Here is a 22,190-nt window from a genome sequence, read left to right on the forward strand (position 1 = left end):
CTATCGCGGCGTGTGGATATCGGCGCTGGCGTCGTCGCACGAAAACTGCTCGGCCTCCGCGAGTATCCATTGCCTGAAGCCGAGTAGTTCCGGCCGACGTTCGCCATTCTCCGCACTGACGAGCCAATACGCGCCCGCCGAGTCAATCGTGTCGAAAGCCGCTTCAACGAGCGCGCCGCTCTCGAGGTCGCAATCCACCAACGGCTTGCGGCCGAGTGCAACGCCGAGTCCCATGCTCGCGGCTTCGAATGCGAGCTGGATGGTATCGACACGCAAGCCGTCGTCCGGATCGAGCTTCTCTGCGCCGGTCGCTTCGAGCCACGTCTGCCAGTCTTCGCTCGCGGCGTTCACGTGAATCAACGTGGCTTTCTCTAATGACGGCGCGCCATGCTCGTCGCGCAGCGACTCGAGATAAGCGGGGCTGCAAACGGGGACGAGTTGTTCTCCAAAGAGCCGCGTCCACGCGGCGCCCGCAACTGGTGCGCGGCTCAAGCGGATTGCGAAATCGAATCCATCCACGGGAAAACCGACCTGACGATGCGATGTGTCGACCGTCACGTTGGCATTCGGCCAACGCGCCTTGAAATGCTGCAAGCGCGGCAATAGCCAGCGCGATGCAAACGTCGGCGCGCAACTCAACGCAATCGGCCGATTCGCGCGATGATTCGGCAGACGCTGCGTGCCGATCGCAATCAGCGAAAACGCCTCTGAAACATATGACAGATAGTCGGCGCCGGTCGCGGTCAGTGATATGCCGCGCGGCTCGCGCACGAACAGTTCGACGCCGAGCGTTTCTTCGAGACCGACAATGCCGTGACTGACGGCACTCGGCGTCACATTCAATTCCGCGGCGGCGAGCTTGAAGCTTTGATGCCTGCCCGCCGCTTCGAAAAAACGGAGCGCGGGCAAAGGCGGCAGACGTAGCGGCATGTTGCATCCCCATATGACGGCGCAACGCCCGCGAGGCCGCGTGCGTGCCGTTTCGCGACAGCATACCGCGACGTGGCGATTGTTTTGCAGCGGTTTTCATTGCAGTGCGGAAAGAAGTTCTTGCGCACTGTGCGATAAATTGTTTGCACGCGTTGTCGATACTCGGTGGATTCGACCGTCGTCTGCATATGGGCGGCGCGCCTTTAGCCCTTTAGCCCTTTAGCCGCTCACTTGTCCTTTCTCATCGACAGGAGATGCCAGATGACTGAACTGAACCAGGCTTCATCGACGCTCAAACCGGCCCGCGAACTGGCCGACTCGCCGCGCCGTTTTCCTGGCGAAAGCGCCGAATATCGGCGTGCACGCAATGACTTGCTCGCTGAAGAAATCGAACTGCGCCGCCATATCGAACGCGTCGCCGCGCAGCGCCGCGCGTTGCCGCTCGGCGGCGCGGTGCCGGAGGATTATCGTTTCGAAGGAGAGTCCGGACCCGTCACGTTGTCCCAAATGTTCGGCACTCACGACACACTCGTCACCTATAACTGGATGTTCGGTCCACAGCGCGAGCGGCCTTGCCCAATGTGCACTTCGCTGCTGAGTGCGTATGACGGCGAAATGCCCGACATTCTGCAGCGCGTCGCATTTGCGGTGATCGCGCGATCGCCGATAGAGAAACTCGCCGCCTTCAAGAAAGAGCGCGGCTGGCGTTATTTGCGGCTGTATTCGTCGGCGGGCAATACATTCAATCGCGACTATGCGGGAGAAGATCCAGACGGCGACGACGTGCCCGCATTCAACGTGTTCACGAGAAACAATGGGACGGTGCGTCACTTCTGGGCCGCGGAAATGGGTCCGTGGACCGCCGACCCTGGCCAGGACCCGCGAGGCGCGCCCGACGTAATGCCGATCTGGACCGTGCTCGATATGACGCCAGGCGGCCGGGGCAGCAACTGGTATCCGAAGCTGCAATACGACAATGCACCGCGTTAGCGCGGCGCGCGGCAAGGGCGATTAGCTCGCTGCGTCGTTTGCCTGACTTTGCGCGAGCGCGGCTTGCAGATAGCCTGACACGGCGCCCGAACGCATGGGCGGACTGAACAGGTAGCCTTGCACCGCGCGAGCGCCCAATGCCTTGACCACTTCCGCTTGCGACGAAGTCTCGAGCCCCTCGACCACACATTCGAGCCCGAGGTTCTTGCACAGATCCAGTACCGATTTGACGATCTTCTTCGATGCGCTATTCGAATCGACGTCGGTCATGAAACTGCGGTCGATCTTGATCGAATCGAACGGAAGACGGTGCACGTAACTGAGGCTCGAATAGCCGGTGCCGAAATCGTCGAGCGAAACGCGGCAGCCTGCCTGCTTGATCATCGTGAGCGCGGAGCGGGCCTGCTCGAAGTCGCGCGTGACCGCCGTTTCCGTGATCTCAAACGACACGCGATGCGGCGGCACGCCGCTTGCCGAAACAATGTCGATAAGACGGCGCGCGCGTGCCGACGTCGAAATATCGATCGCGGAAAGATTGAACGACAGATAGAGTTCGGCTGGCCAATGCGGAACTTCGGCGAGTGCTTTATGCAGCAGTACTTCCGTAATCCGCAGAATGATTTCGGTGCGCTCCGCGATGCGGATGAACTCTTCCGGCTTGACTGCGCCGAGCCGCGGATTGTGCCATCGGCCGAGTGCTTCGAGTCCGATTGTCCGTCTCGTCACGACGTCGGAGATCGGCTGAAACTCCAGAAAGAGTTCCGACTCGAGTTCCGCATGACGCAATTCCTGCGTGACGAGACTCGAACGCCGAATGCGCGTTTCGTGTTCGGTGGAGAAGATCACCGCTGTACCGCGGCGGCCTTCCTTGCCGACATAAAGCGCCGCATCCGCACGCTCGAACACTTGAGTAACGGTGTTACCCGCGTCGGGAAATGCAGCCCAGCCGATCGTGCCCGACAGTTCCGCGATATTGCCCGCGACGCGATACGGCTGACTGAGCGCGTCGCAAATGCGCTGGCCCAATTCGAGCAGCGCATCGTTCGATTGCCGGTTTTGCGCGAGTACTCCGAATTCGTCGCCCCCGAGCCGCGCGAAGAATATGCCGGGCTCGGCGAGCGCAAGCAGACGCACGCCGACTTCCTGCAGCACGAGATCGCCGCTCGCGTGACCGTAGATATCGTTGACCTGCTTGAAGCCGTCGAGATCGATAAGGCCCACATTAAAGCCGCCGCCAGTGGCGAGCGCCTGCTCGGACAGCGCGCGCAGCGAGGCGAAAAAACTGCGGCGATTGGGCAGGTCGGTCAGGCTGTCGATGCTTGCGAGTCGAAAGTTCTCGTCGCTGAGTCGTTGGGTCTTCTCCTGACTCGCCTGCAAATCGCGCTGCGTGTGCACGACGCCCGCAAAAGAGCGGTAATACAGTTCGATGATGAACGCGAGTGCGAGTCCGATCAGCGTCATGTCGATCGCCATCGCGATGAAAACCGGCGAGCCGGTGAAGACGAGGAACGTCGCAAAACTCAGGATAACGATCGATAGCAGCAGCAACGCGGCCACGCGCAAATGCATCAGGCAGAACACGCAGCCTACTACTGTCGTCGCCATATAGAAGGCGACGTGCGCCTGTTCATACGGCGTGCCGTAGGGCAGCAGCATCAGCGACCAGGCAGTGAATGCAATGCCGAAGATGCCCGCTACCCAGATGAGCCGGCGCAATTCGGGTACGGCTTTCTCGTGAGTCAGTACCAGGTTGCGGCCACGCCACCATCGCATGCAGCGTACGACACACAGCGTGCAAAGCGCGCCGGGAATGTAGATGGACATCCACGCCGGCGCGCTATGCAAATGCGTGAACGTGACGGCCATCGTATTGACGATCAGGATGAAGTAGAGAAGGGGAATCTGACGGCCGAACGCCTGGACCTGCGAACGCACGAGCTCGGGGTCTCCTTCCGCAACCGACAACGCTTCTCGCAATCTGGTTATTGCAACCATTCCTGTCCTTTAACATTTGCGCCGCATACGCAGCTTGGTATATCGGCAGGGGCCGGTCGGACCTTGAGCGCAGTCGATGCGAGCTTCAGTTCGTGAGACGGTAAGAACGACCTGCGTGTTGCGAAAGGGGCGTTTATTCGCGCGTCGTTCGAGTAACTTTGACCTTGGGATTGCGGCTCAAAGCGTGGGACAGGACAGCACGCGCAAGGGTCCAAGCGTCGTACCCGGTTCGCCGTTCGTGGCGGGAGTGCCTTGCGGCGGCGTCGAAACGAGGCGCACGGCGTTCTCGCCGGCATTTGCCAGAACATACTTTTCGGCGCTGTTTTCGGGCTGCCAGTAAGCGCGAAACATGCCGTTTTCGCCGAATACGAGCAGCTTGCCATGCACCGTTTTCATTCCGCTGATGAGATCCACGGGCTCGCCGTCGCGTACCTGAAAAGCTTGCGGGGTTGCCGGATGAGTGGCGCTTGCGAGCGTCGCGCAGCCGTTTTCATCGGCTGAAGCAGTGCCGCCGACGAGCGCGCCGAGCAGTGCACATGTTGCAATATGGCGAAATTTCATCTTTTTCTTTCTCCCGATTGCTGGCTTGTCGGCGCGTTGCAAGGCGAATGCCGCTGCTCGCGGGCGGCACCATAACATAGTAAAAAATCACTGGGCGATTGCGACAGGCCGCGCTAAAGCACTGAAATTGCAACGGATTGTGATTCGACGCGTTCGCTGGTACGGCGCGAGAAACGCGTAAGCGCACGATTCTTATGGCACTTTGCCGAAGAAAATCGTCAAATCCCCAGTGGGCGGGTGAAACAAGGCTTACACGCGGGGTTTGCGCGAATGCGCGCCTATGCGTTAGTGTGTCGGTCCCGGCGCGACAGATGTAGCGCCGTTTCCATGATTACCATACGGGAAGTGCTATGAACAAACAGGAACTGATTGATGCAGTCGCCGCAGCGACGGGCGAAAGCAAAGCGGCCACGGGCCAAACCATCGACGCTATCGTTGAAGCGGTGACCAAAGCCGTGGTCGGTGGCGATACGGTGCAACTGGTCGGTTTCGGTTCTTTCTCGACTGGCGCGCGTGCAGCACGCGTGGGCCGCAATCCGTCGACGGGCGCCGAGATCCAGATCGCCGCAGCCAAGACGGTGAAGTTCACCGCAGGCAAGGCGTTCAAGGAAGCAGTCAACGCGTCGTAATGCAACGCGCTTCACACTGGAGCGTCCGCCATGCGCCGTCATGGCGCTGCGAGCGACGCCTCGAGTGTGAAGAATCGCGCGCTGCGCAGCCCCGATAGACGAACGCGTCGGCGGATGGCGCGGCGCGTGTGCGCCGGCTTTCGTCGAGCGCGCTCGACGCAGCGAGGCTGCGTCTGCAATCAGCTCGCGCGGCGCTTGCGCGTCGCTTCGGCGAGCGTCTCCAGCACCGGCTCCGTTTGCGCCCAGCTTACGCATGCATCGGTAATGGACACGCCGTAACGCAGCGGCTCGCCGGCCTTCAGATCCTGACGGCCTTCTTCCAGATGACTTTCAAGCATGACGCCGATAATGCGGCGCTCGTGTGCGGACAGTTGTTGCGCGAGATCCTGAACCACATCGAGTTGACGCAAATGCGATTTGCCGGAGTTCGCGTGCGAGCAGTCGATCATCACCTGTTCACGCAGCCCCGCTGACTTAAGCGCTGCGCAGGTTGCCGCCACTGAAGCGCTGTCGTAGTTCGGGCCTTTCTTGCCGCCGCGCAGAATCACGTGAGCATCGTCGTTGCCGCGCGTTTCGAAGATCGCAGCCATGCCCATCTTCGTCATGCCCATGAACGCGTGGCTTGCGCGCGCGGCGACGATTGCATCAGCGGCAATCTGCACACCGCCGTCGGTGCCGTTCTTGAAACCGATCGGACAACTCAGGCCCGAAGCCAGTTGCCGATGACTCTGACTTTCCGTTGTGCGCGCACCGATTGCGCCCCAGGCGATCAGATCGGCAATGTACTGCGGGCTCAGCAGGTCGAGAAATTCCGTTGCGGTCGGCAAGCCGAGTCCATTGATGTCGAGCAGCAATTGCCGCGCGAGACGCAGGCCCTCATTGATGCGGAAACTGCCGTCCAGACGCGGATCGTTGATATAGCCTTTCCAGCCGACGGTAGTGCGCGGTTTTTCGAAGTACACGCGCATGATGATCAGCAGGTCGTCTTTGTACGCGTCCGCGGCGGCTTTCAGTTTGTGCGCGTAGTCGATTGCCTGGTCGTGATCGTGAATCGAGCAGGGCCCGACGATCATCACGAGGCGGTCGTCGCGCCCGTGCAGAATGTCGGCGATTTCCACGCGGGTTTTTTCCACCAGCGATTGCACCGTGGGCGGCACGGGAAGTTCGTCCTGCAGCAGCGCGGGCGAAATGAGCGGACGTACCGCGCCGATGCGAACGTCGTCGATGCGGGTGGTGTCCTGGGTGGCGTCGGCCGAGCCAACTTCCTGGTCGTGCAGAGGATTGTCGATGGCGCTCAAGGTATTCTCCCGGACTTGTCGATGTGAGCTGGCCTTGCGGCCTTGAATGTGGGTGTCGTTGCGCGGTGGGTCGCGCGCAATTCGCTGCCGGGATTATGACATTCGCGCGCCACCGCGGACACCGCGCGGCTCGAGGGTGCGCGCGAAGTGAGCGAGAACTGAGCGATAAGTGAGCGAGAAGTGAGCAAAAGCCGCTCGAAAGCGTTGCTTAAAGCCGCTCGATCAGCGCCTTTGCAGCGGCCGGATTGCGTTCCTTGAAACCGCTGATCACGTAGAGATACACATCGCGTGCGGCTGCTTTCGCGGGCGGCGCGCCACAGGTTTCCAGATCGCCGGGCGTGGTACCCGCCGCCAGTTGGCGCGCGCGTTCGGCCCATGCGTCGAGCGCTTTCGCCGGATAACCGTTGGCCTCTTTCTCGGTTGTGCCCATGATGCGCGCGTACACGAACGGCGCGGTGATGTCGGCGATCTGCGGATATTCGCTGTCGCCGGCCAGCACCACTGCGACCTTGTATTTGCGTGCCAGCGCGATGAATTCGGGTGTCCTGAAGCTCTCGTTGCGCACTTCGATGGCATGCCTGAGCTTGATTCCTTCAATGCTCGCGGGCAGCAGCTTGAGGAAAGCCTCGAAATCTTCGCCGTCGAATTTCTTGGTCGGCGCAAACTGCCAGTTGACGGGCCCGAGCTTCTGTTTGAGCAGCAGCACGCCGCTCGCGAAGAAACGCTCGATGGTCTCGCCGGCATCCGCGAGTACTTTTCGATTGGTCGCGTAGCGCGGCGCCTTCAGCGAAAAGACGAAATCATCCGGCGTTTCCTGATACCACTTTTCATAGCTCTCCGGCTTTTGCAAGCCGTAGAACGTCCCATTGATTTCGATGGTCGACAACTGGCGGCTCGCGTATTCTAGCTCGCGCTTTTGCGTTAGATCTTCGGGATAAAACACCCCGCGCCATGGGGCATAGGTCCAGCCACCAATGCCCACCCGGATTCGCGGTTTCGTGCGCGTTGCCATATGCGGTTCCTCGTTGTTCTGGTTTGCCTCGCGGCGCCCCGGTGTCGATTCGAGCGCTGACAGCCCTACGTTGCGTCAGGCAGTAGCTTACTCGATCGTGCGTCGCGTGTAAGGAAGGGGCGGGGCATTCATCAAAACGGGGGTTATCGAGGAAGCATCCGGTAAAGCCGATGTTCCGGTAAAGTCGCAACGAGTTGCCAGCCAGCGAGTGTTTCAGACAGGCGCCGTTGCGGATCGAACACTGCCAGGTACACCTCAGTGAATCGGGTTGGCAAGTCCGGAAATGTTTTTTGCAAGTCTGCTGCCCACGCGCGCAGCATATCGTCGTTTGCGCGGAATGCCTTATCGCCGTTTTCAATGTCGTCCTGGAACTTCCTCAACGCGGCGTTTTTGGTGCGGTAAAGCACCGGCTGTTGACCCGCCTTCAAATAGAGATCCGGTACGAGAACACGGTCAAGCGTGGCGAGCGCGACGACTTTATCCAGATACGGATTCCACCGGTCGGGCGCCGTTCTTGGCGACGGGTACGTCGTATCCTGTTTGTACTGGAACAGAACAGAGCCTGATTTCAACGACGCAAACGTAGCCCTGTATGCCTGAATGGCAGGCTTCGCCGCACGCCAGTCGGCAGTTACCGTCGCAATGCGGAACAGGAAGACGATAGTGAGCGCCACCGCGCCGGCACGTTGCAGACGCGGTCTCGAAGCCCGCACATCCACCAGTGCAGTCAGCAGGAACGCGAAGCTCAGCGCACATCGCTCGACAACGCCATAAGAAGCAAATGCGGAGAATGGCGCGAATAGGGCCACCAGCGGAAGCGCGATGACGGTTATCCGGCACTCAGGCTGACACGTCCACCACCTCAGTAGAAAGCCCACGGCTAACGTCAGGCCGAGGCTTGCCAGAATTGCAATGTCGGCGGGAGGATTACCGATTGCGAACACATCGAGCCAGCGGCTCACTTTGGCGAATAGATGAATGAAACCGAAGTCGACGGAACCGCGAAGCCCGCCGGTACTGCTGTGCGCCAGCAATACCACGGGAAGTATCAACGGAACCAGGGTTGCGCTCGCATGCCTGAACATCGACCGGATGCGGAATTTGTCTTCCTGTAGCAGACAGCCAAGCTCCCATGTTCCCGTGACCAGTGCAAAGACGGCCAAAGGAAACAGATGGCAAAAATAGATGAGAAGCGCGCTGCAAGACGAGACTGCGATTCGAGCGACCGTGGACCGGCGTAGCGTGACATGCAACGCTATGGCCCATAAACAAAGGCCGATTCCGAACAGAAAGTTGTCGTAGCCGCGAATCAGAATCCAGTTGTAGAGCAGCAGAAAACTGGTCAATGGGAACCATGACCAGCGGCCGTTTAGCGCACGGCTGAGGATCAGGCATCCCGAGCTGATCAACGCAAGTTCGACAACGATAAAGAGCCACGCAGCCCATTCCACCGGCATGAGCTTCGCGATCCACGGGACCGTCAGGTCCATCGCAAGATCGGGTAAAGGGTCCCACCGAACTACAAAGTCGCCGGCGTAGGAAACCGGATGCGCAAGAATGTCTATCCTGACGATATTATAAAAGTGCTGCCCCAACGGAGGTATCGACGAAACGAAGAGCGGCAATGAGGCCACGAGAGTGGCGATTAGCCAGACGGCCCACAGAGTCAACGGCCTGCCGCTCTGCACGGGTCCTCTTTGTGCAGTCATCAAATCCCCTTTCAGGTTGTTAAAGCGCTTTGCGTCGTGCGGGTAACGAACGAATCAAACAACCTTGAGGATCGAAGTCGCGAAAGTTCTAATCTCATCAAACTGGGTAACAAGTTCCAGGCACAACACGAATCCAAGCATCGCCGATAGTCCGGGGTAGCGCTCGATCCAACGCAATATAGGAGTTGCGTAAAGCGGTCTCACGGAATCGCGCGTCATGACATAGGTAATGACGATGCCGATCGCAGCGCCCGCCAACAGGTCCGTCGGATAGTGGAAGCCGAGGTAGGCGCGCGGAATGCAAATGAAAATGGCGACGTAGAGAAGCGCGAGAATGCCGATGCGGCGCGAGACGACAAAGAGCCCTACTGCGACCGACATCCACAGCATTGCGTGATCGCTAGGAAAGGAACTCCACGTTGACAACATGCTTTCGCTTTGCGGGACAAATGGGAAATGAAGGTTTAGCTCGGGGGAAAAGGCGGGGCGCATACGGAAGGGTAAAAAATGTGCGAGGAGTCTTCCTGCAAGAAGGGCCAACAGGCCACTCACGGCCGTTGCAATGACGACCTCACGCCTCCATTGCCGACGCTCGGCCGATTGAAACCATATCCACCACAAAGCCGGGATCAGAACCAGACCTTTGAAGGTGTACATGTTGGCAATGGCTTGCACCGCATGATTGCAGAGCGCACACGAATTGAATCCGCTAAGGAACGTCTCGATGCTCGTATCGAAGCTGTTCATTTTTCGCGTAGACAGTAAGGTTCGTACTGGGACCGGACGGCAACCCTCCGTCTTGCGGAGGGGTTCGCCCAACGAGTCGCTTTCCTACCTGCGGTACACCCAGATTATGATATTTGCCACCGTCGGAGGATCGACATCGGCTCCCGAATGCGCGCTTGCGCACGCTACGTTCCAAAAAATTTCCCGTTGTGGCCTGAAATGAAGAATGCTTTCAGATCGCCGTCACGGAACATCGGGTCACGCGCAAGCAGTCTCGCGAAGTACTGGTATGAGCAGCGAAGTTCAGGTCAGCACCACGCTCACGGCCTTGCACTCGACGGCAGGTATAGCAACAGCACGCTTATGAGAAGGAAGCCGGCGCCTGCGACGATCCGCGGCGAAACCGCTTCGCCTGACACGACGCCAAACACAAGAATCTCGAGGATCGTGACTGCAACCATCAGCGGATAAGCGACGCTCAGCTCGACCCGCTTGAGTGCCAGCGCATAAAGGCCGAACCCGGCACCATAAGCCGCTATCGCGGCGAGTCGATAAAATAACGGCCGGCCACCGGTCGCGAACAACGAGGGGTCGTTATCAACCCGCGCCGCAATGCGCAAAAGAATGCTCGCCGAGGCACTGCACGTGCCGCTCAGAAACAGAAAGAAGAATTGCATCGATTGAATGGTCGAGGGTCAGCTTGCCGCTATCACCGTCGCTACGCAGAGGCAGACCACGAGCAGGCTAAGGCGGTTCTTGAAGGTGAACACGATTGGATCGTCTTGCATCTCACCGCGAAAGGCCAACATCCACACACGGCTAATCCAGAAGAGCAGCAGCCCGAATAACAACCAGAGTGCGTGCGGGTGCCGATAGAGCATCCGTACATCGGATGAATTCATGTAGAGCGCGAGCACCAGTACCGCGACGTAGCCAGAAGCCGTGCCGAATGAACGCAGAATGCCGAGATCCTGCGTAACGTAACCGCGCCCGACTGCGCAAACTTTCGCTTCGCGCAATAGCGCATCGAGCTCCGCGTAGCGCTTCACCATCGCGAGACTGAGAAAGATCAGAATAGAAAACATGATCAACCAGTCCGACAGGGGAATGTCCCCCGCGGCGCCGCCCGCCGCGACGCGGGCGGTGTAAAGAGCCGCGAGCACAAAGACATCGATAAGCACGAACCGTTTGAGCCTGAGCGAATAAGCAAGCGTAGTTGCGAAGTAGCCGGCCAATACGAGCTGAAATGTGGAAGGCAAAAGCAGGGCAAGACCCGCAGAGGCGACGAGGAGCGCACACCCGATAAGCATGCCAAAAGCGAGCGATAACTGTCCCGAGGCAAACGGCCGATTGCGCTTGCTTATGTGGCGCCGGTCCGCATCGAGGTCCAGCATGTCATTGAGCAGATATACCGATGAAGCACAGAAGCAGAAGGAAAAAAATGCGATGCCTTCCGCTCGAAGCGTGTCCCCTTCGGTAAAACGGTGCGATGCGAGCAGCGGTACAAAAATCAGGAGATTCTTGACCCACTGATAAACACGCATTTCCCTGACGGTCAGGCCGATGAGCGATCGCCGCTCCTCGAAGAAGAGAACCTTCTGATTCACCATCTCGGCCGCCTCGGCGATCGGGCGCGTTCCCACAACGATTGCCCGTCTGCACTGTTTCCAAACGGGTACGTCGCACAGCGCGTTGCCGCAATAGTCGAAGCCATGCGGACCGAATTCCTCGGACAAAGCGCACGCCTTCTGGACGCCGGACAGATTCAGAGCGTCGTTGCTCGCGAGAATACCCGCGAAGAAACCGAAGTATGAGGCTATCTGTTCCGCGAACTTGCGGTTCGCAGCCGTGCATAAATACAGATCCCTGCCACTGGATCGCTCTGCACGCAGGAACGCCACGAGGCGCGCGTTATAGGGAAGCAATGTCACATCGATTGCCGCCCGCTGGGCAATCTGCGCTTTCAGATGCGCTTTGCCGCGAAACAGCCACCCAATACAAAAAAACGCATACAGTGGATTTCGCTTTATCAGCACGAGGAAAGATTCGACCAGAAGGTCGGTGCTGGTCAGCGTGCCATCGAGATCGACGCAAAGGGGTACGCTCGCCTGGGACATCATCACCTCGTGTGAGTCTGGGCTGCATGCCTGATTCGTCAGGCAACGCGCATTGCATACACTTTCCTCTTCAAGAATAGTGCTCGATTTGCTCTGCACTGTGCGTCAGAACACACTTGTCGCGGCGTCGTTAAAAAAACTGTCACACTGGCTAAAGCGCAACTGTTCTTCAGGTTTCCTTAAGGTTTTGCGCATAGCATCTGAGCGATATATGCGCCTTCGGTTCAGATGCTGATGCCGGTTGCGGACAAACCTTTTCTGCGATCTCTTGCCCGTCGCTGGAAACCGCGCCATGCGGCGAACCGAATGGCGCGCTCGCTGCTATGACGAATTAGCCCGCCTCGCGAAGTTAGCGCGGCTTCTCACCTTCCATCGGCTCGCCTAACACGAACGGCCCACCTTGAAAGCGCTGCGCGGGATCGTCGCGCGAGTCGTCAGGCGCCGTTGCCGGAAAGCGCGACGCGAACGGCGCGGAACTGTCACGCGGATTGAAGCCGAGGAACGCGGCCTTGGTGTTGTCCCACCACTTGGCCGGATTGTCCGACGCGCCGTACACGACAACATGCCCCACGCGATTGGTGAACAGCGAGCAGCGCACGAGTTCGATGAAGTCGCGATAGCTCAGATAGGTGACGAGCATCCGCGGATTTTTAGGTTCTTCAAACGACGAACCAATGCGCATGCACACCGTTTCTATCCCGAAGCGATCGTAGTAGTAGCGCGACAGCGCTTCGCCGAAGCACTTGGTCACGCCATAGAGACTATCCGGACGCTGCGGCGCATCGGCGTCGATTACTTCAGTCACCGGATGAAAGCCGATCACATGATTCGAACTCGCGAACACGATCCGTTTGACACCGTGTTTGCGCGCGGCTTCATAGATGTTGTAAGTGCCGGCGATGTTCGCGCCGAGCAGATCGTCGAATGGCGCGTCGATGGAAATGCCGCCGAGGTGCACGATTGCGTCGACACCTTCGACGAGTTGCATCACCGCTGCGCGGTCGGCGAGATCGACCACACTCGTTTCTTCATGCGCCGCGGGATCGCCGAGACTCGCGATGTCGGTCACGCGCACGACCTCGGCCCATTCCGCGAGTGCGCCGCGCAACTGCCGGCCCAGGTTGCCGGCGCCGCCGGTCAGCAGCAGGCGCCGGAACGGCTTGCGATCTACTGTGGGCGATTCGCTGATGGTTTGGCTCATCGATAAAACTCCTGCCTATTGCGTGGTTAAATTGCAAAAAAGTTTTGTGCGGCCGGCGACCGGCGGCACGCCGCAGCCTGCAACCGAATCAAAACAAACGCGCGCCAGCCCATTTCTGCGACAATCCGTTAACAGGAGAACCCGTTAACTGCGCGATGAAAAAACTTCCTCCAACTATTCGCGACGTCGCGGCTGCCGCGGGCGTATCGGTCGCAACCGTGTCCAAGTTCATGAACGGCGCGCAGCGCTTCTCGCCACCCGTCGAGGCGCGCCTCAAAGCAGCGATCGAAGATCTCGGCTACCGTTCGAATCCGCTTGCGCGATCCATGATTACGGGCCGCACACGCGCCATCGGATTGACGATTCTCGACATCAGCAATCCGCACTTCACTAACGTCGTGAAGGGCGCGAACCGCATTGCACTGCGCCACGATTACACGCTGCTGCTCGTGGACACCGACGAAAACCAGGCGCGCGAAAAGCCGTTGATCGAAGCACTCGCGCAGCGCGTCGACGGCTTGATCATCAGCTCGCGCATGTCCGACAGCGAGTCGCAATGGCTGCTCGATCTCGACAAACCGCTTGTGCTGTTGCGGCACAGCGAAACCTTGCCGATCCCGAGCGTCGGCATCGACAACCGGCTCGCAACTTACATGCTCGCGCGGCACCTGCTCAATCTCGGGCATCGTCAGATCGCTTATCTCGGCTTTGGGCAGGCACGCATCAACGACGAGCGCATTCGCGGCGCGCGCGATTGTCTCGAGGAAGCGGGTCTCACGCTCGACGTGTACGACGCGCATGCGCCCACTGCGCATGCCGGCGAACATGCGTGCTCGCGCGTGATGCTTGGACCGCACAGGCCGCAAGCGGTGATCTGCTACAACGACCTTATCGCGCTCGGCTTCATGAAAGAGGCGGCGTCGCTCGGCATCAAACTGCCGCAAGAGTTGTCGGTGACCGGCGTGGATAACGTTCCGTACGGCGAATATGCGGCACCCGCGTTGACCACCGTCGATATTCAAAGCGAGAAGATGGGCGAACTCGCGATGCAAAAGCTGATCGATCAACTCGCGGGCCACGCGCAAACAGGGCATTCGATGTGCGAGCCGAGGCTCATCGTGCGTGAATCCACGGCGGCCTGCGGCTGACACATATCGCGCTTTCAACCCGTACTTCTCGCGCTTCTCGCGTTGTTGTTACGCTTCGAGTTTCGCCGGCGCCATACGCGGCGTCAGCAAGTGCATCACGCCAAACGCGACGAGATAGGCGAGCGCGCCGATAGCGAACAGTACCCAGTAGTGCCCCGTGCGTTGCAGTACCTGGCCGATTACTTCGGAGAACAGCACGCCGCCAATCGAACCGGCCATTCCGCCGATGCCCACCACCGCGCCGAGCGCGCGCTTCGGAAACAGGTCCGACGCCGTGGTGAACAGATTCGCGGACCAGCCCTGATGCGCTGCCGCCGCGAGGCCGACGATCGCAACCGCGCCCCACAGATTGTCGACCTGCGAGACGAATGCAATCGGCAGCACGCAGCACGCGCAGATCAACATCGCGGTCTTGCGCGCGGCGTTCACCGTCCACCCTGCGCGCAATAGTGCCGACGAAAGCCAGCCGCCGCCGATGCTGCCCACGGTCGTCATCGCGTAGATGCACACGAGCGGCAGGCCGATATGCTGCATGTCCATGCCGCGCGATTCGTTGAGCCACTTCGGCAGCCAGAACAGATAGAACCACCATACCGGGTCGGTCAGGAACTTGCCGATCAGGAACGCCCATGTCTGGCGCTTGCGGATCAATACGCCCCAACCAGGCGCACGCGCGTTCACGTTGGCGGCGTCGAGTGATTCGACTTCGTCGCGTGCCTCGTCGAGATCGTCGTCGTGTGAGCGCGGTTCGGCCGAGCGGTAGAACGCGAACCATACGACGAGCCACAGCAAGCCCAGCGCGCCGATGATCACGAACGCCGCGCGCCAGCCAAACGCGAGCGCAAGCGGCGGAATGATCGCGGGCGCGAACACGGCGCCGATATTCGCGCCGGAGTTGAAGATGCCGGTTGCAAGCGCGCGCTCGCGTCGCGGAAACCATTCGGCAGTGGTCTTGATGGCGGCCGGGAAATTGCCGCCTTCGCCTATGCCGAGCAGCGCGCGGACCATCGCGAAGCCGGTGACTGAACCTACCGCCGCATGCAGCATTGCGGCCACGCTCCACAGGAGCATGGCGAGCGCATACGAAATGCGCGTGCCGAGCCAGTCGACGATACGGCCGAAGCACAAAAGCCCCACTGCATAGAACGCGGAAAACGCGATCACGATGCGGCCGTACTGCACCTGCGTCCAGCCGATGTCGTGCTGCAGCAGCGGCGCGAGCAGCCCGAGAATCTGGCGGTCCATGTAGTTGATGACGGTCGCGAAGAACAGCAGTGCGCAGACCGTCCAGCGGTAGCGGCTGGCTGTACGGGCAAGACCGAGTACGGCAGTTTGCATGGATGTCTCCGTCGCACGGCTTCGCTCGTCGCGCCGCGCTTTTCTGTGCCGGGCGACGAGCGCCCGGGCCCGCGGCGCAGCACCCGGCGCAGTCGCGCGCGGTCAGCGATTTGGACCCAATTAGGAAAACGTTTTTCTAGAATAGAAGCTTTGCGGCCGCAATGCTAGTGCTGAGTTTACCTAGGGTTGTGCGCGACGGCGAAATGGTGCGACGATAAGCGCCGTGCAATAGGTTAATCGTTTTCTCGAAGGTTGCCAGGAGCCGCCGAGCTCTATCCAACACTAATCAGGAGACAGACATGCGTTCCCCACGAAAGTCCATCGGCAGGTGTGCTGTGAGTACGTTGACGCTTCTTCTCATGTCGGCCTGCGGCAGCGGCACCGACGATGCGAACCAGCCGCCCGCGCCTACGCCCACGCCGACAGCCGCGCCGTCGCTGCATGCAATCGTTTATGGCGCGAGCGATACCAGCGTTCCGCGAGGAACCGATGTGCCCATCACGATGATGGGCCAGATGCGGGCGCTCTTCGATCTGATCAGGAAATCGCCGGACTTCACGCAGGTCGTGATGGATCTCGGCGACGGCACTCCGGTACACGTTCTCGACACCAACACGGGCGACAAATTCCTGCCCGGCAAACTCGCGCTCGGCCTTTCGTACATCCTGATCGATATGAAGGCGAAGGGCGATCCGAAATACGCGGACTATCTGGCGACCTACCAGAAGATCACCACCGCGATGATGGCGCAGCCGAGCGGCGGCAATTACACCTACGCCAATACCTCGTGGGGCGAATACTATTACCTGGTGGCGCTGAACAACTTCAAGGCGCACGGCATGCTCAATGAAGTATTCAGCGACACAATGCTGGCGACGCTGCAAAACCGTCTAACCTTCTGCGACATGTTCGGCGCGGACTCAAGCGGAAAGACGAATACCTGTCCTGCGGCCGGCGTGCCGATCGACGTTGCATCGCTGAATACCGCGCAGAATTACTATGCTGTGTCGTACGGCATTGCTGGATTACGGCAGAAGCTCGGCTGGAGCAATCCGACCTTTTCGTCCACCACCGACCCGGCCGTTGCCACGATGAACGCGCGCGACGCGTTGCTATACACGCTCACGAACCATATCCGCAACGATTCGTCGGGCGGCTTCTCCGACGAAGCATCGAACACGCACACGACCTATTACGACCAGGCGCGCTTCGACAGATACAGCACGTTGCTGATCGGCGAAGTAGTCGAGCGCACACTCGAAATGGGCAACGAGGCCAATCTCACTCCGGAATTGAAGGGCTATTTGAGGAAATCGGTCGATCTTATTCTTCCTCAATTGAACGCGGACGGCGAGGGCTTCAACTATGGACGGTCCATTGGTCCTTATGGCGATTCGGCATTCATGGAAGTTCTCACTGCCGCAGCCAATGCCGGCGTATTGACGCCGCAGGAAATGCAGATCGCCTATACGTTCATCTATAAGGCGGCTCGCCGCTATGAAACGTTCTGGTATGACCCGACGTTGCCGACTCCGTCGGTGAATATGTGGGTGAAAGGCCGCGGCACCGATACTTACCGCGGCAAGCCGCGCGTGATGGGCGAGAACTTCAGCCTGCTGCATCAGTACATGTATGTCGATGCGTGGTGGAGCAAACTGGGTTTCGGCGGCAAGGCGCCGATGGCCGATTCCGACTATCAGGCGTGGCTCGATGCAAGACCGCGCTATACGCTGACCTGGTACAACCAGCCCACCGATACCGCGCACCCGTACAGTGCGGCGCTTGTGACCGTGCGTGACGGCAATCGGGTTATCAATCTGAATCTGAGCCAGGCGCCCGACTACAATTCATTCACGCCGTATTACCCGGTTCCTTTCTCCGACAAGCTTATCTACGGTACGACCGACCTCGGCTATGCATTGCTGATTCCGCAGGTGTCGTATAACGGCAAGACCTATATACCCGTCACCTACTATAAAAATCTCAACGTCACGGAGAGTAATGGTCAGGTGATCGTGTCGTTCGACACGGCGAAGTTCAGGCAAGCCGCGAAGAACGCGGCGTTCTCGACTGACCTCGATTTGCAGGCGCATACGGTGCTCACATTCGGCCGAGGTACGCTGACGCGCACCGATACGCTGAGTTCGGCGACGCTGACCGGCAATGTGACGGTGGAAACCGACTTCACTTCATTCGCCGATTACCAGAGCACGACCGCCAACGGCGACGGCTTCTCGGTCAATTACGCCAATAACGCCAATAGCAGCGCGACCGGCTACGCCACGACCGGTTTCGACAGTTGCGCGCTGTCGAACTTCGATACGACAGCGGGCGGCGCCACGAACCCCTTGTCGACGACGCCGATCGGCCAGTTGCACTCGAACTTCGCGTGCGCGACGCAGCCGTTCACGATCAACGCCGGCAGTACCCGCACATTCGGCTGGAGCCTGAAGTACAGCAGTTAGCGTTAGCGTTGTTCTTCGTTCGTCTTTGCTGCGGTGGCTCGATGATCGGATACGAGCGTCCGCAGCATCGACGGATCATCGGCAGGCTCACGATCCAGACGCCGCGATCGAACCATCTTGCGCATGGCCAGACGCGCCATCCTGGCCCAGCCGGAAGGACGCGGATCGGCAAGCATGCTGAGCGCGCGCGCATAGTCGAGCGTGAGGCCGGGCGTCCACGCCATCGTCGCCGCGCGTTTGCGTATTTGCGCCGCAACCCATAGCTCCGGCGTCGTGATCACGCGAAGAAAAGGCCGCCACCCGCCGAGGCCGCCGACGCCACTGAGGCCGCCCCATACGCGTGTCGAAGCCCCTTCGATCGCCGCCTCGAGCGCGCGCGAGACACTGCTCGAACAGTTGCGGGATGTGAGGTTATACGTGGTGTCTTGCCGGTACGCGTCCCAGAAGCGGCGCAAGCGCGCCGGATCGTAATTGCGTATGCGCACCTGAACCGTCGATGGACACCACGCCTTCGATTCCGTCGCATAGTCAGGCTGGAACACGCCGGGCACATCGTTCTCGCGCGTGGCACGCAAGAGCCGCGCGAAGTCGTCCGGAGAACGGTCGAATTCCACCGCGGGATAGAGGCTCACGTAAATGCCATCAGGTGCTTCGAGCGCCGCGTGCCCGGTCGAGATCACGCCGTTGCGATCCACCGCCGCGATATATCGATCGACAATCGGCTGTCGCCGCGCCTCGCCTTTGGCCGATCCGACGGGGGTCCACACATGCACGGTGAGCGCGGCTTCGTCGGCGGCGGGCGGGCCGTCCCATTCGATGTTCGTCATCGCGGCCCGAGTCGCTGCATCGCTGTTGTCCAATCGTTCGGCATCCGAATCGACTGCGGGATTCGACACGAGGCGCCGCGCGCGCGTACTCAGCAACAAAAGATTCCAGCCGCCGAAGATCAAACCGAGGCCGAGGCAATACGGTACGGTGCCGACATAGTGCGTGGGATAAGGCTGATAGAAGAAGAGCGCCAACGCGATTTCGACGCCACCGCCAATCGTTGCGAGCCGCCACGTACGGTAGCGCACGACATGTGCCGAGACGATCTGCAACAGGCCATCGGCGAGAAAGAGCGTGCCGAAAATCATCGACAGTGCGAAGTGTCCATGATGATGACCCGCGAGAATCAGCGCGGCCGCCAGCGAGAACGCGATGCCCTTCGCATAGCGCAGCGTGCGCTGGCCGCCCATGCCGGTCCACGCGACCGCGAGCGTGGCGAGCCCTTCGAGCAGCAACAAAACCGCAAACGGCGTGATCGGAAAATAGAGCGCGCCGTCGAGCGCGTCGATGAACACGACGATGCCGAGCAGCAGGCTAGCCGCGCCCATCATCCTGAGCGAACGCCAACGCGTGCGCAGGTAATCGACGCCGAGCAGAATCATGACCAGACGAACCATAACGAATCCTCCTTGACGCGTTCAGTTTGCACCGGCACCGACGCGCGTGATGTCCTGTTCGCACTCTAAAGGCGAGCCGTTCGACGACGATGCAGTTTCATGTCGGCGGCTGGCGGCGATCGATCGATGTTGAAGAGCGGCAGCGCGGATGCGCTCGGCCATGAGCGCATCCAATGGCGTGTACACGACCATGCCGAGATCCGGCCGGCCATCGACGGCGAATAGCGAATATTCCATTTCGACCTGCCCGAGCGTGGGATGCAGCAGGCGCTTTACGTTCTCGCCGTCACCGTGACCCAGCACCTGGTTTTCGCGCCACATGCGGTCGAAGTCCGCGTTGGCGCGGCGCAGATCGTCGACGAGTTCGCCCACTTCGGAAGCGAGCCCTGCGCGCGCCACGTCGGCGCGGAATGTTCCGACCACGAAGCGCGCGACGCTTTCCCAGTCGTGCTGTTTCGCGCGAACGGCCGGGTCGCCGAACAGGAAACGCAGGATGTTGCGCTGGCCGGCCGGCAGCCTGCCGTAGTCGGTCAGCACGACCGCGGCGGCCGCATTCCACGCGACCACGTCCCATGTCGCGGTCTTGATGATCGAGGGGCTCGCGTCGAGCGAATCGAGCACGCGCTGCAACCGCGGGTTCACACCATCGACGCCGCGATAGCGCACCTCGGGCGGCCTCCCGAGACCTAGCATGAAAACGTGTTCGCGCTCGGTATCGGTGAGCATCAGCGCCGCGCAGATGCGCTCGAGGACATGCGCGGACGGCGCGCCGCCGCGGCCCTGTTCGAGCCAGGTGTACCAGGTGGAACTGATGTGGGCAAGCTGGGCGACTTCCTCACGGCGCAGTCCAGGCGTGCGCCTACGGCCCGAAAAGCCGAAGCTCGCCGGGTCCAGACGCGTGCGGCGGCTGCGCAAAAAGTCACCGAGGGTTTGAGCGTCGTTCACTGACATGCTGAGCCTGTTAGTCCTTTTACCGGGATAACGTCACTACTTAAACAGGATAGCGGATGAACGCATAGTACAGGGATGACTACCTAAGGAGGCATTGCCATGCGGATTTTTGTGACGGGCGCAACGGGCTTCATCGGCTCGGCGTTGGTGCCCGAACTTATCGAGGCCGGTCATCAGGTGATTGGCATGACGCGCTCCGATGCGGGCGCGCAGGCGCTGCGCGCCGCGGGCGCCCACGTTCATCGCGGCACGCTTGAAGACGTCGACAGCGTGCGCGGCGGCGTCACGAACGCGGACGCCGTCATCCATCTCGCATTCGACCACGACTTTTCGCGCTTCGCGGCGAACTGCGAGAAGGACGCACGCGTGATCGAAGCGCTCGGATCGGCGCTGGCCGGTTCCGATCGTCCGTTGCTCGTCACGTCGGGCACGGGCGCGGGCAGCCGCGACGACGGGCAGCCCGCCACGGAGGATGTGTTCAACACGGCGCACCCGAATCCGCGACTCGCAACGGAGCTGGCGAGTAATGTTCTGCTGGACGCGGGCGTCAATGTCTCGGTGATGCGCCTGCCGCAAGTGCACAACCCGTTCCGGCAAGGGCTGATCACGCCGCTTATCCAGATTGCGCGCGAGAAGGGGGTTTGCGCGTATGTCGACGAGGGCCGTAATCGCTGGCCCGCCGGACATTTATCGGACGTCGTGAAGCTGTATCGACTTGCAATCGAAAGAGCGGAGCGCGGCGCGCGCTATCACGCGGTCGGCGAGGAGGGGGTGAGCGCGCGGGAGATCGCGGAGGCGTTGGGCCGTGGCCTGAAGCTGCCGGTCGTTTCGATCGCGCGCGAGCAGACGCAGGCGTATTTCGGATGGATGGCGATCTTCGCGGCGCTCGATATGCCCGCGTCGAGTGCTCTGACACAGGCACGTTTGGGCTGGCAACCGGCGGGCCCGACGCTGATCGCCGATCTCGACGAAGCGCGTTACGCCGATGATGTGCCGGCGTGACTCAACCGTTCGACACGCTGACGAGCTTCTGACTGTGTTCGCCCGTCCAGCGCTTCACCGTCCCCGCGTCGATATCGAATAGATCGAGCACGCGTCCCAGCGTGTGATCGATCATCGACTGCAAACTGTCGGGCCGCGCGTAAAACGCCGGCACCGGCGGATAGATGATCGCGCCGGTTTCCGTCGCCGCGGTCATATTGCGCAGATGCCCGAGATGCAGCGGCGTCTCGCGCACCATCAACACGACGCGTTTGCGTTCCTTCAGCATCACATCGGCGGCGCGCGACAGCAACGAACCCGTGTTGCCCGTCGCGATCTCCGCGAGCGTCTTCATCGAACACGGCGCGACGATCATGCCGTCGACGCGAAACGAGCCGCTCGAAATCGCCGCGCCAATATCGGCATTGGGATAGTGCTCGAAAGCCAGCGCCTGAACGTCGGCCGCGCGCAAGTCGGTTTCGTAGGCGAGCGTCATTTGCGCCGAGCGGCTCATCACCAGATGAGTCTCCACGTCGAGCTCGCGCAGCATCTCGAGCAGCCTCACGCCATAGACAACGCCGGAAGCGCCGCTGATTCCCACCACGATACGTTTGCGTCGGTCCATGTTCGTCGTCTCTTGTCGATCCGCTGCGCGGCGGGTTCGTAGGTTCGTATGTTCGTCTGTCTCCGCACT

Annotated in this window: 19 protein-coding genes; 5 read left to right on the forward strand and 14 right to left on the reverse strand. The window is 60.4% G+C overall.

The features are described 5' to 3' along the window. Positions 1–930 (reverse strand): LysR substrate-binding domain-containing protein, encoded by a 930-nt coding sequence (locus P0D87_RS17565; RefSeq protein WP_053860141.1) that lies wholly within the window; start codon positions 928–930, stop codon positions 1–3. Between the two features lie 261 nt (positions 931–1,191). On the opposite strand from P0D87_RS17565, the gene P0D87_RS17570 reads away from it, so the two are divergent. After that, entirely contained in the window at positions 1,192–1,920 is a 729-nt protein-coding gene (locus tag P0D87_RS17570; RefSeq protein ID WP_053860142.1) for a DUF899 family protein, read from the forward strand. 21 nt (positions 1,921–1,941) lie between these two features. Here the strand turns inward: P0D87_RS17570 and P0D87_RS17575 are convergent, their stop codons facing one another. Together P0D87_RS17575 and P0D87_RS17580 are read right to left on the reverse strand one after the other, a co-directional pair. Beyond that, complete coding sequence (locus P0D87_RS17575) at positions 1,942–3,915, reverse strand: putative bifunctional diguanylate cyclase/phosphodiesterase (RefSeq protein ID WP_053860143.1); 1,974 nt, start codon at positions 3,913–3,915, stop codon at positions 1,942–1,944. A gap of 177 nt (positions 3,916–4,092) precedes the next feature. Continuing rightward, entirely contained in the window at positions 4,093–4,476 is a 384-nt protein-coding gene (locus P0D87_RS17580; protein ID WP_053860144.1) for a hypothetical protein, read from the reverse strand. 350 nt (positions 4,477–4,826) lie between these two features. Between P0D87_RS17580 and P0D87_RS17585 the strand changes: the two genes are divergently transcribed. After that, entirely contained in the window at positions 4,827–5,105 is a 279-nt protein-coding gene (locus P0D87_RS17585) for an HU family DNA-binding protein (protein ID WP_006049832.1), read from the forward strand. Between the two features lie 179 nt (positions 5,106–5,284). On the opposite strand, the gene P0D87_RS17590 is transcribed toward P0D87_RS17585, so the two are convergent. The 7 genes from P0D87_RS17590 to P0D87_RS17620 all read right to left on the reverse strand — a co-directional run bounded on the left by P0D87_RS17590 (position 5,285) and on the right by P0D87_RS17620 (position 13,168). Beyond that, positions 5,285–6,403 (reverse strand): 3-deoxy-7-phosphoheptulonate synthase, encoded by a 1,119-nt coding sequence (locus tag P0D87_RS17590; protein WP_053860145.1) that lies wholly within the window; start codon positions 6,401–6,403, stop codon positions 5,285–5,287. A gap of 208 nt (positions 6,404–6,611) precedes the next feature. After that, positions 6,612–7,415, reverse strand: coding sequence for a DUF72 domain-containing protein (locus P0D87_RS17595; RefSeq protein WP_053860146.1), 804 nt, complete (start codon positions 7,413–7,415; stop codon positions 6,612–6,614). A 143-nt stretch (positions 7,416–7,558) separates the two neighbouring features. Further along, complete coding sequence (locus P0D87_RS17600; RefSeq protein WP_310076277.1) at positions 7,559–8,905, reverse strand: hypothetical protein; 1,347 nt, start codon at positions 8,903–8,905, stop codon at positions 7,559–7,561. Between the two features lie 273 nt (positions 8,906–9,178). After that, entirely contained in the window at positions 9,179–9,871 is a 693-nt protein-coding gene (locus P0D87_RS17605; RefSeq protein WP_006049828.1) for a phosphatase PAP2 family protein, read from the reverse strand. A 299-nt stretch (positions 9,872–10,170) separates the two neighbouring features. Then, complete coding sequence (locus tag P0D87_RS17610) at positions 10,171–10,527, reverse strand: DMT family transporter (RefSeq protein ID WP_053860148.1); 357 nt, start codon at positions 10,525–10,527, stop codon at positions 10,171–10,173. 18 nt (positions 10,528–10,545) lie between these two features. Further along, positions 10,546–11,967, reverse strand: coding sequence for a UbiA family prenyltransferase (locus P0D87_RS17615; RefSeq protein ID WP_053860149.1), 1,422 nt, complete (start codon positions 11,965–11,967; stop codon positions 10,546–10,548). A gap of 349 nt (positions 11,968–12,316) precedes the next feature. Then, on the reverse strand, positions 12,317–13,168 hold the full coding sequence (locus P0D87_RS17620) for an NAD-dependent epimerase/dehydratase family protein (RefSeq protein WP_216649169.1): 852 nt from the start codon (positions 13,166–13,168) through the stop codon (positions 12,317–12,319). A 155-nt stretch (positions 13,169–13,323) separates the two neighbouring features. Here P0D87_RS17620 and P0D87_RS17625 point away from each other — a divergent pair, with 155 nt between their 5' ends. Further along, entirely contained in the window at positions 13,324–14,316 is a 993-nt protein-coding gene (locus P0D87_RS17625; protein WP_006049824.1) for a LacI family DNA-binding transcriptional regulator, read from the forward strand. A 48-nt stretch (positions 14,317–14,364) separates the two neighbouring features. On the opposite strand, the gene P0D87_RS17630 is transcribed toward P0D87_RS17625, so the two are convergent. After that, positions 14,365–15,654: an MFS transporter gene (locus tag P0D87_RS17630; protein ID WP_053860150.1), complete on the reverse strand. Its 1,290-nt coding sequence runs from the start codon at positions 15,652–15,654 to the stop codon at positions 14,365–14,367. 299 nt (positions 15,655–15,953) lie between these two features. Here P0D87_RS17630 and P0D87_RS17635 point away from each other — a divergent pair, with 299 nt between their 5' ends. Further along, the gene (locus P0D87_RS17635) at positions 15,954–18,119 is read left to right on the forward strand and encodes a hypothetical protein (RefSeq protein ID WP_053860151.1); all 2,166 of its coding nucleotides are present in this window, start codon (positions 15,954–15,956) and stop codon (positions 18,117–18,119) included. Positions 18,120–18,121: 2 nt separating this feature from the next. On the opposite strand, the gene P0D87_RS17640 is transcribed toward P0D87_RS17635, so the two are convergent. Beyond that, the gene (locus tag P0D87_RS17640) at positions 18,122–19,564 is read right to left on the reverse strand and encodes an HdeD family acid-resistance protein (RefSeq protein ID WP_053860152.1); all 1,443 of its coding nucleotides are present in this window, start codon (positions 19,562–19,564) and stop codon (positions 18,122–18,124) included. Positions 19,565–19,585: 21 nt separating this feature from the next. Then, on the reverse strand, positions 19,586–20,515 hold the full coding sequence (locus P0D87_RS17645) for a helix-turn-helix transcriptional regulator (protein ID WP_053860153.1): 930 nt from the start codon (positions 20,513–20,515) through the stop codon (positions 19,586–19,588). A gap of 99 nt (positions 20,516–20,614) precedes the next feature. On the opposite strand from P0D87_RS17645, the gene P0D87_RS17650 reads away from it, so the two are divergent. After that, on the forward strand, positions 20,615–21,517 hold the full coding sequence (locus tag P0D87_RS17650; protein ID WP_053860154.1) for an SDR family oxidoreductase: 903 nt from the start codon (positions 20,615–20,617) through the stop codon (positions 21,515–21,517). A gap of 1 nt (position 21,518) precedes the next feature. Here P0D87_RS17650 and P0D87_RS17655 read toward each other — a convergent pair whose 3' ends face one another. Then, the gene (locus tag P0D87_RS17655; RefSeq protein WP_006049818.1) at positions 21,519–22,121 is read right to left on the reverse strand and encodes a UbiX family flavin prenyltransferase; all 603 of its coding nucleotides are present in this window, start codon (positions 22,119–22,121) and stop codon (positions 21,519–21,521) included. Positions 22,122–22,190: the final 69 nt, after the last annotated feature.

Origin of the sequence: Paraburkholderia sp. RL17-368-BIF-A, assembly GCF_046054045.1 — a bacterium.
Taxonomy (GTDB): Bacteria; Pseudomonadota; Gammaproteobacteria; order Burkholderiales; family Burkholderiaceae; genus Paraburkholderia; species Paraburkholderia graminis.

Coding starts and splice junctions, on each gene's coding strand:
- P0D87_RS17650 (WP_053860154.1), top strand. CDS start 20,615: ATGCGGATTTTTGTGACGGGCGCAACGGGCTTCATCGGCTCGGCGTTG.
- P0D87_RS17610 (WP_053860148.1), bottom strand. CDS start 10,527: ATGCAATTCTTCTTTCTGTTTCTGAGCGGCACGTGCAGTGCCTCGGCG.
- P0D87_RS17565 (WP_053860141.1), bottom strand. CDS start 930: ATGCCGCTACGTCTGCCGCCTTTGCCCGCGCTCCGTTTTTTCGAAGCG.
- P0D87_RS17585 (WP_006049832.1), top strand. CDS start 4,827: ATGAACAAACAGGAACTGATTGATGCAGTCGCCGCAGCGACGGGCGAA.
- P0D87_RS17620 (WP_216649169.1), bottom strand. CDS start 13,168: ATGAGCCAAACCATCAGCGAATCGCCCACAGTAGATCGCAAGCCGTTC.
- P0D87_RS17600 (WP_310076277.1), bottom strand. CDS start 8,905: ATGGACCTGACGGTCCCGTGGATCGCGAAGCTCATGCCGGTGGAATGG.
- P0D87_RS17645 (WP_053860153.1), bottom strand. CDS start 20,515: ATGTCAGTGAACGACGCTCAAACCCTCGGTGACTTTTTGCGCAGCCGC.
- P0D87_RS17625 (WP_006049824.1), top strand. CDS start 13,324: ATGAAAAAACTTCCTCCAACTATTCGCGACGTCGCGGCTGCCGCGGGC.
- P0D87_RS17580 (WP_053860144.1), bottom strand. CDS start 4,476: ATGAAATTTCGCCATATTGCAACATGTGCACTGCTCGGCGCGCTCGTC.
- P0D87_RS17630 (WP_053860150.1), bottom strand. CDS start 15,654: ATGCAAACTGCCGTACTCGGTCTTGCCCGTACAGCCAGCCGCTACCGC.
- P0D87_RS17605 (WP_006049828.1), bottom strand. CDS start 9,871: ATGAACAGCTTCGATACGAGCATCGAGACGTTCCTTAGCGGATTCAAT.
- P0D87_RS17570 (WP_053860142.1), top strand. CDS start 1,192: ATGACTGAACTGAACCAGGCTTCATCGACGCTCAAACCGGCCCGCGAA.
- P0D87_RS17655 (WP_006049818.1), bottom strand. CDS start 22,121: ATGGACCGACGCAAACGTATCGTGGTGGGAATCAGCGGCGCTTCCGGC.
- P0D87_RS17615 (WP_053860149.1), bottom strand. CDS start 11,967: ATGTCCCAGGCGAGCGTACCCCTTTGCGTCGATCTCGATGGCACGCTG.
- P0D87_RS17595 (WP_053860146.1), bottom strand. CDS start 7,415: ATGGCAACGCGCACGAAACCGCGAATCCGGGTGGGCATTGGTGGCTGG.
- P0D87_RS17640 (WP_053860152.1), bottom strand. CDS start 19,564: ATGGTTCGTCTGGTCATGATTCTGCTCGGCGTCGATTACCTGCGCACG.
- P0D87_RS17635 (WP_053860151.1), top strand. CDS start 15,954: ATGCGTTCCCCACGAAAGTCCATCGGCAGGTGTGCTGTGAGTACGTTG.
- P0D87_RS17575 (WP_053860143.1), bottom strand. CDS start 3,915: ATGGTTGCAATAACCAGATTGCGAGAAGCGTTGTCGGTTGCGGAAGGA.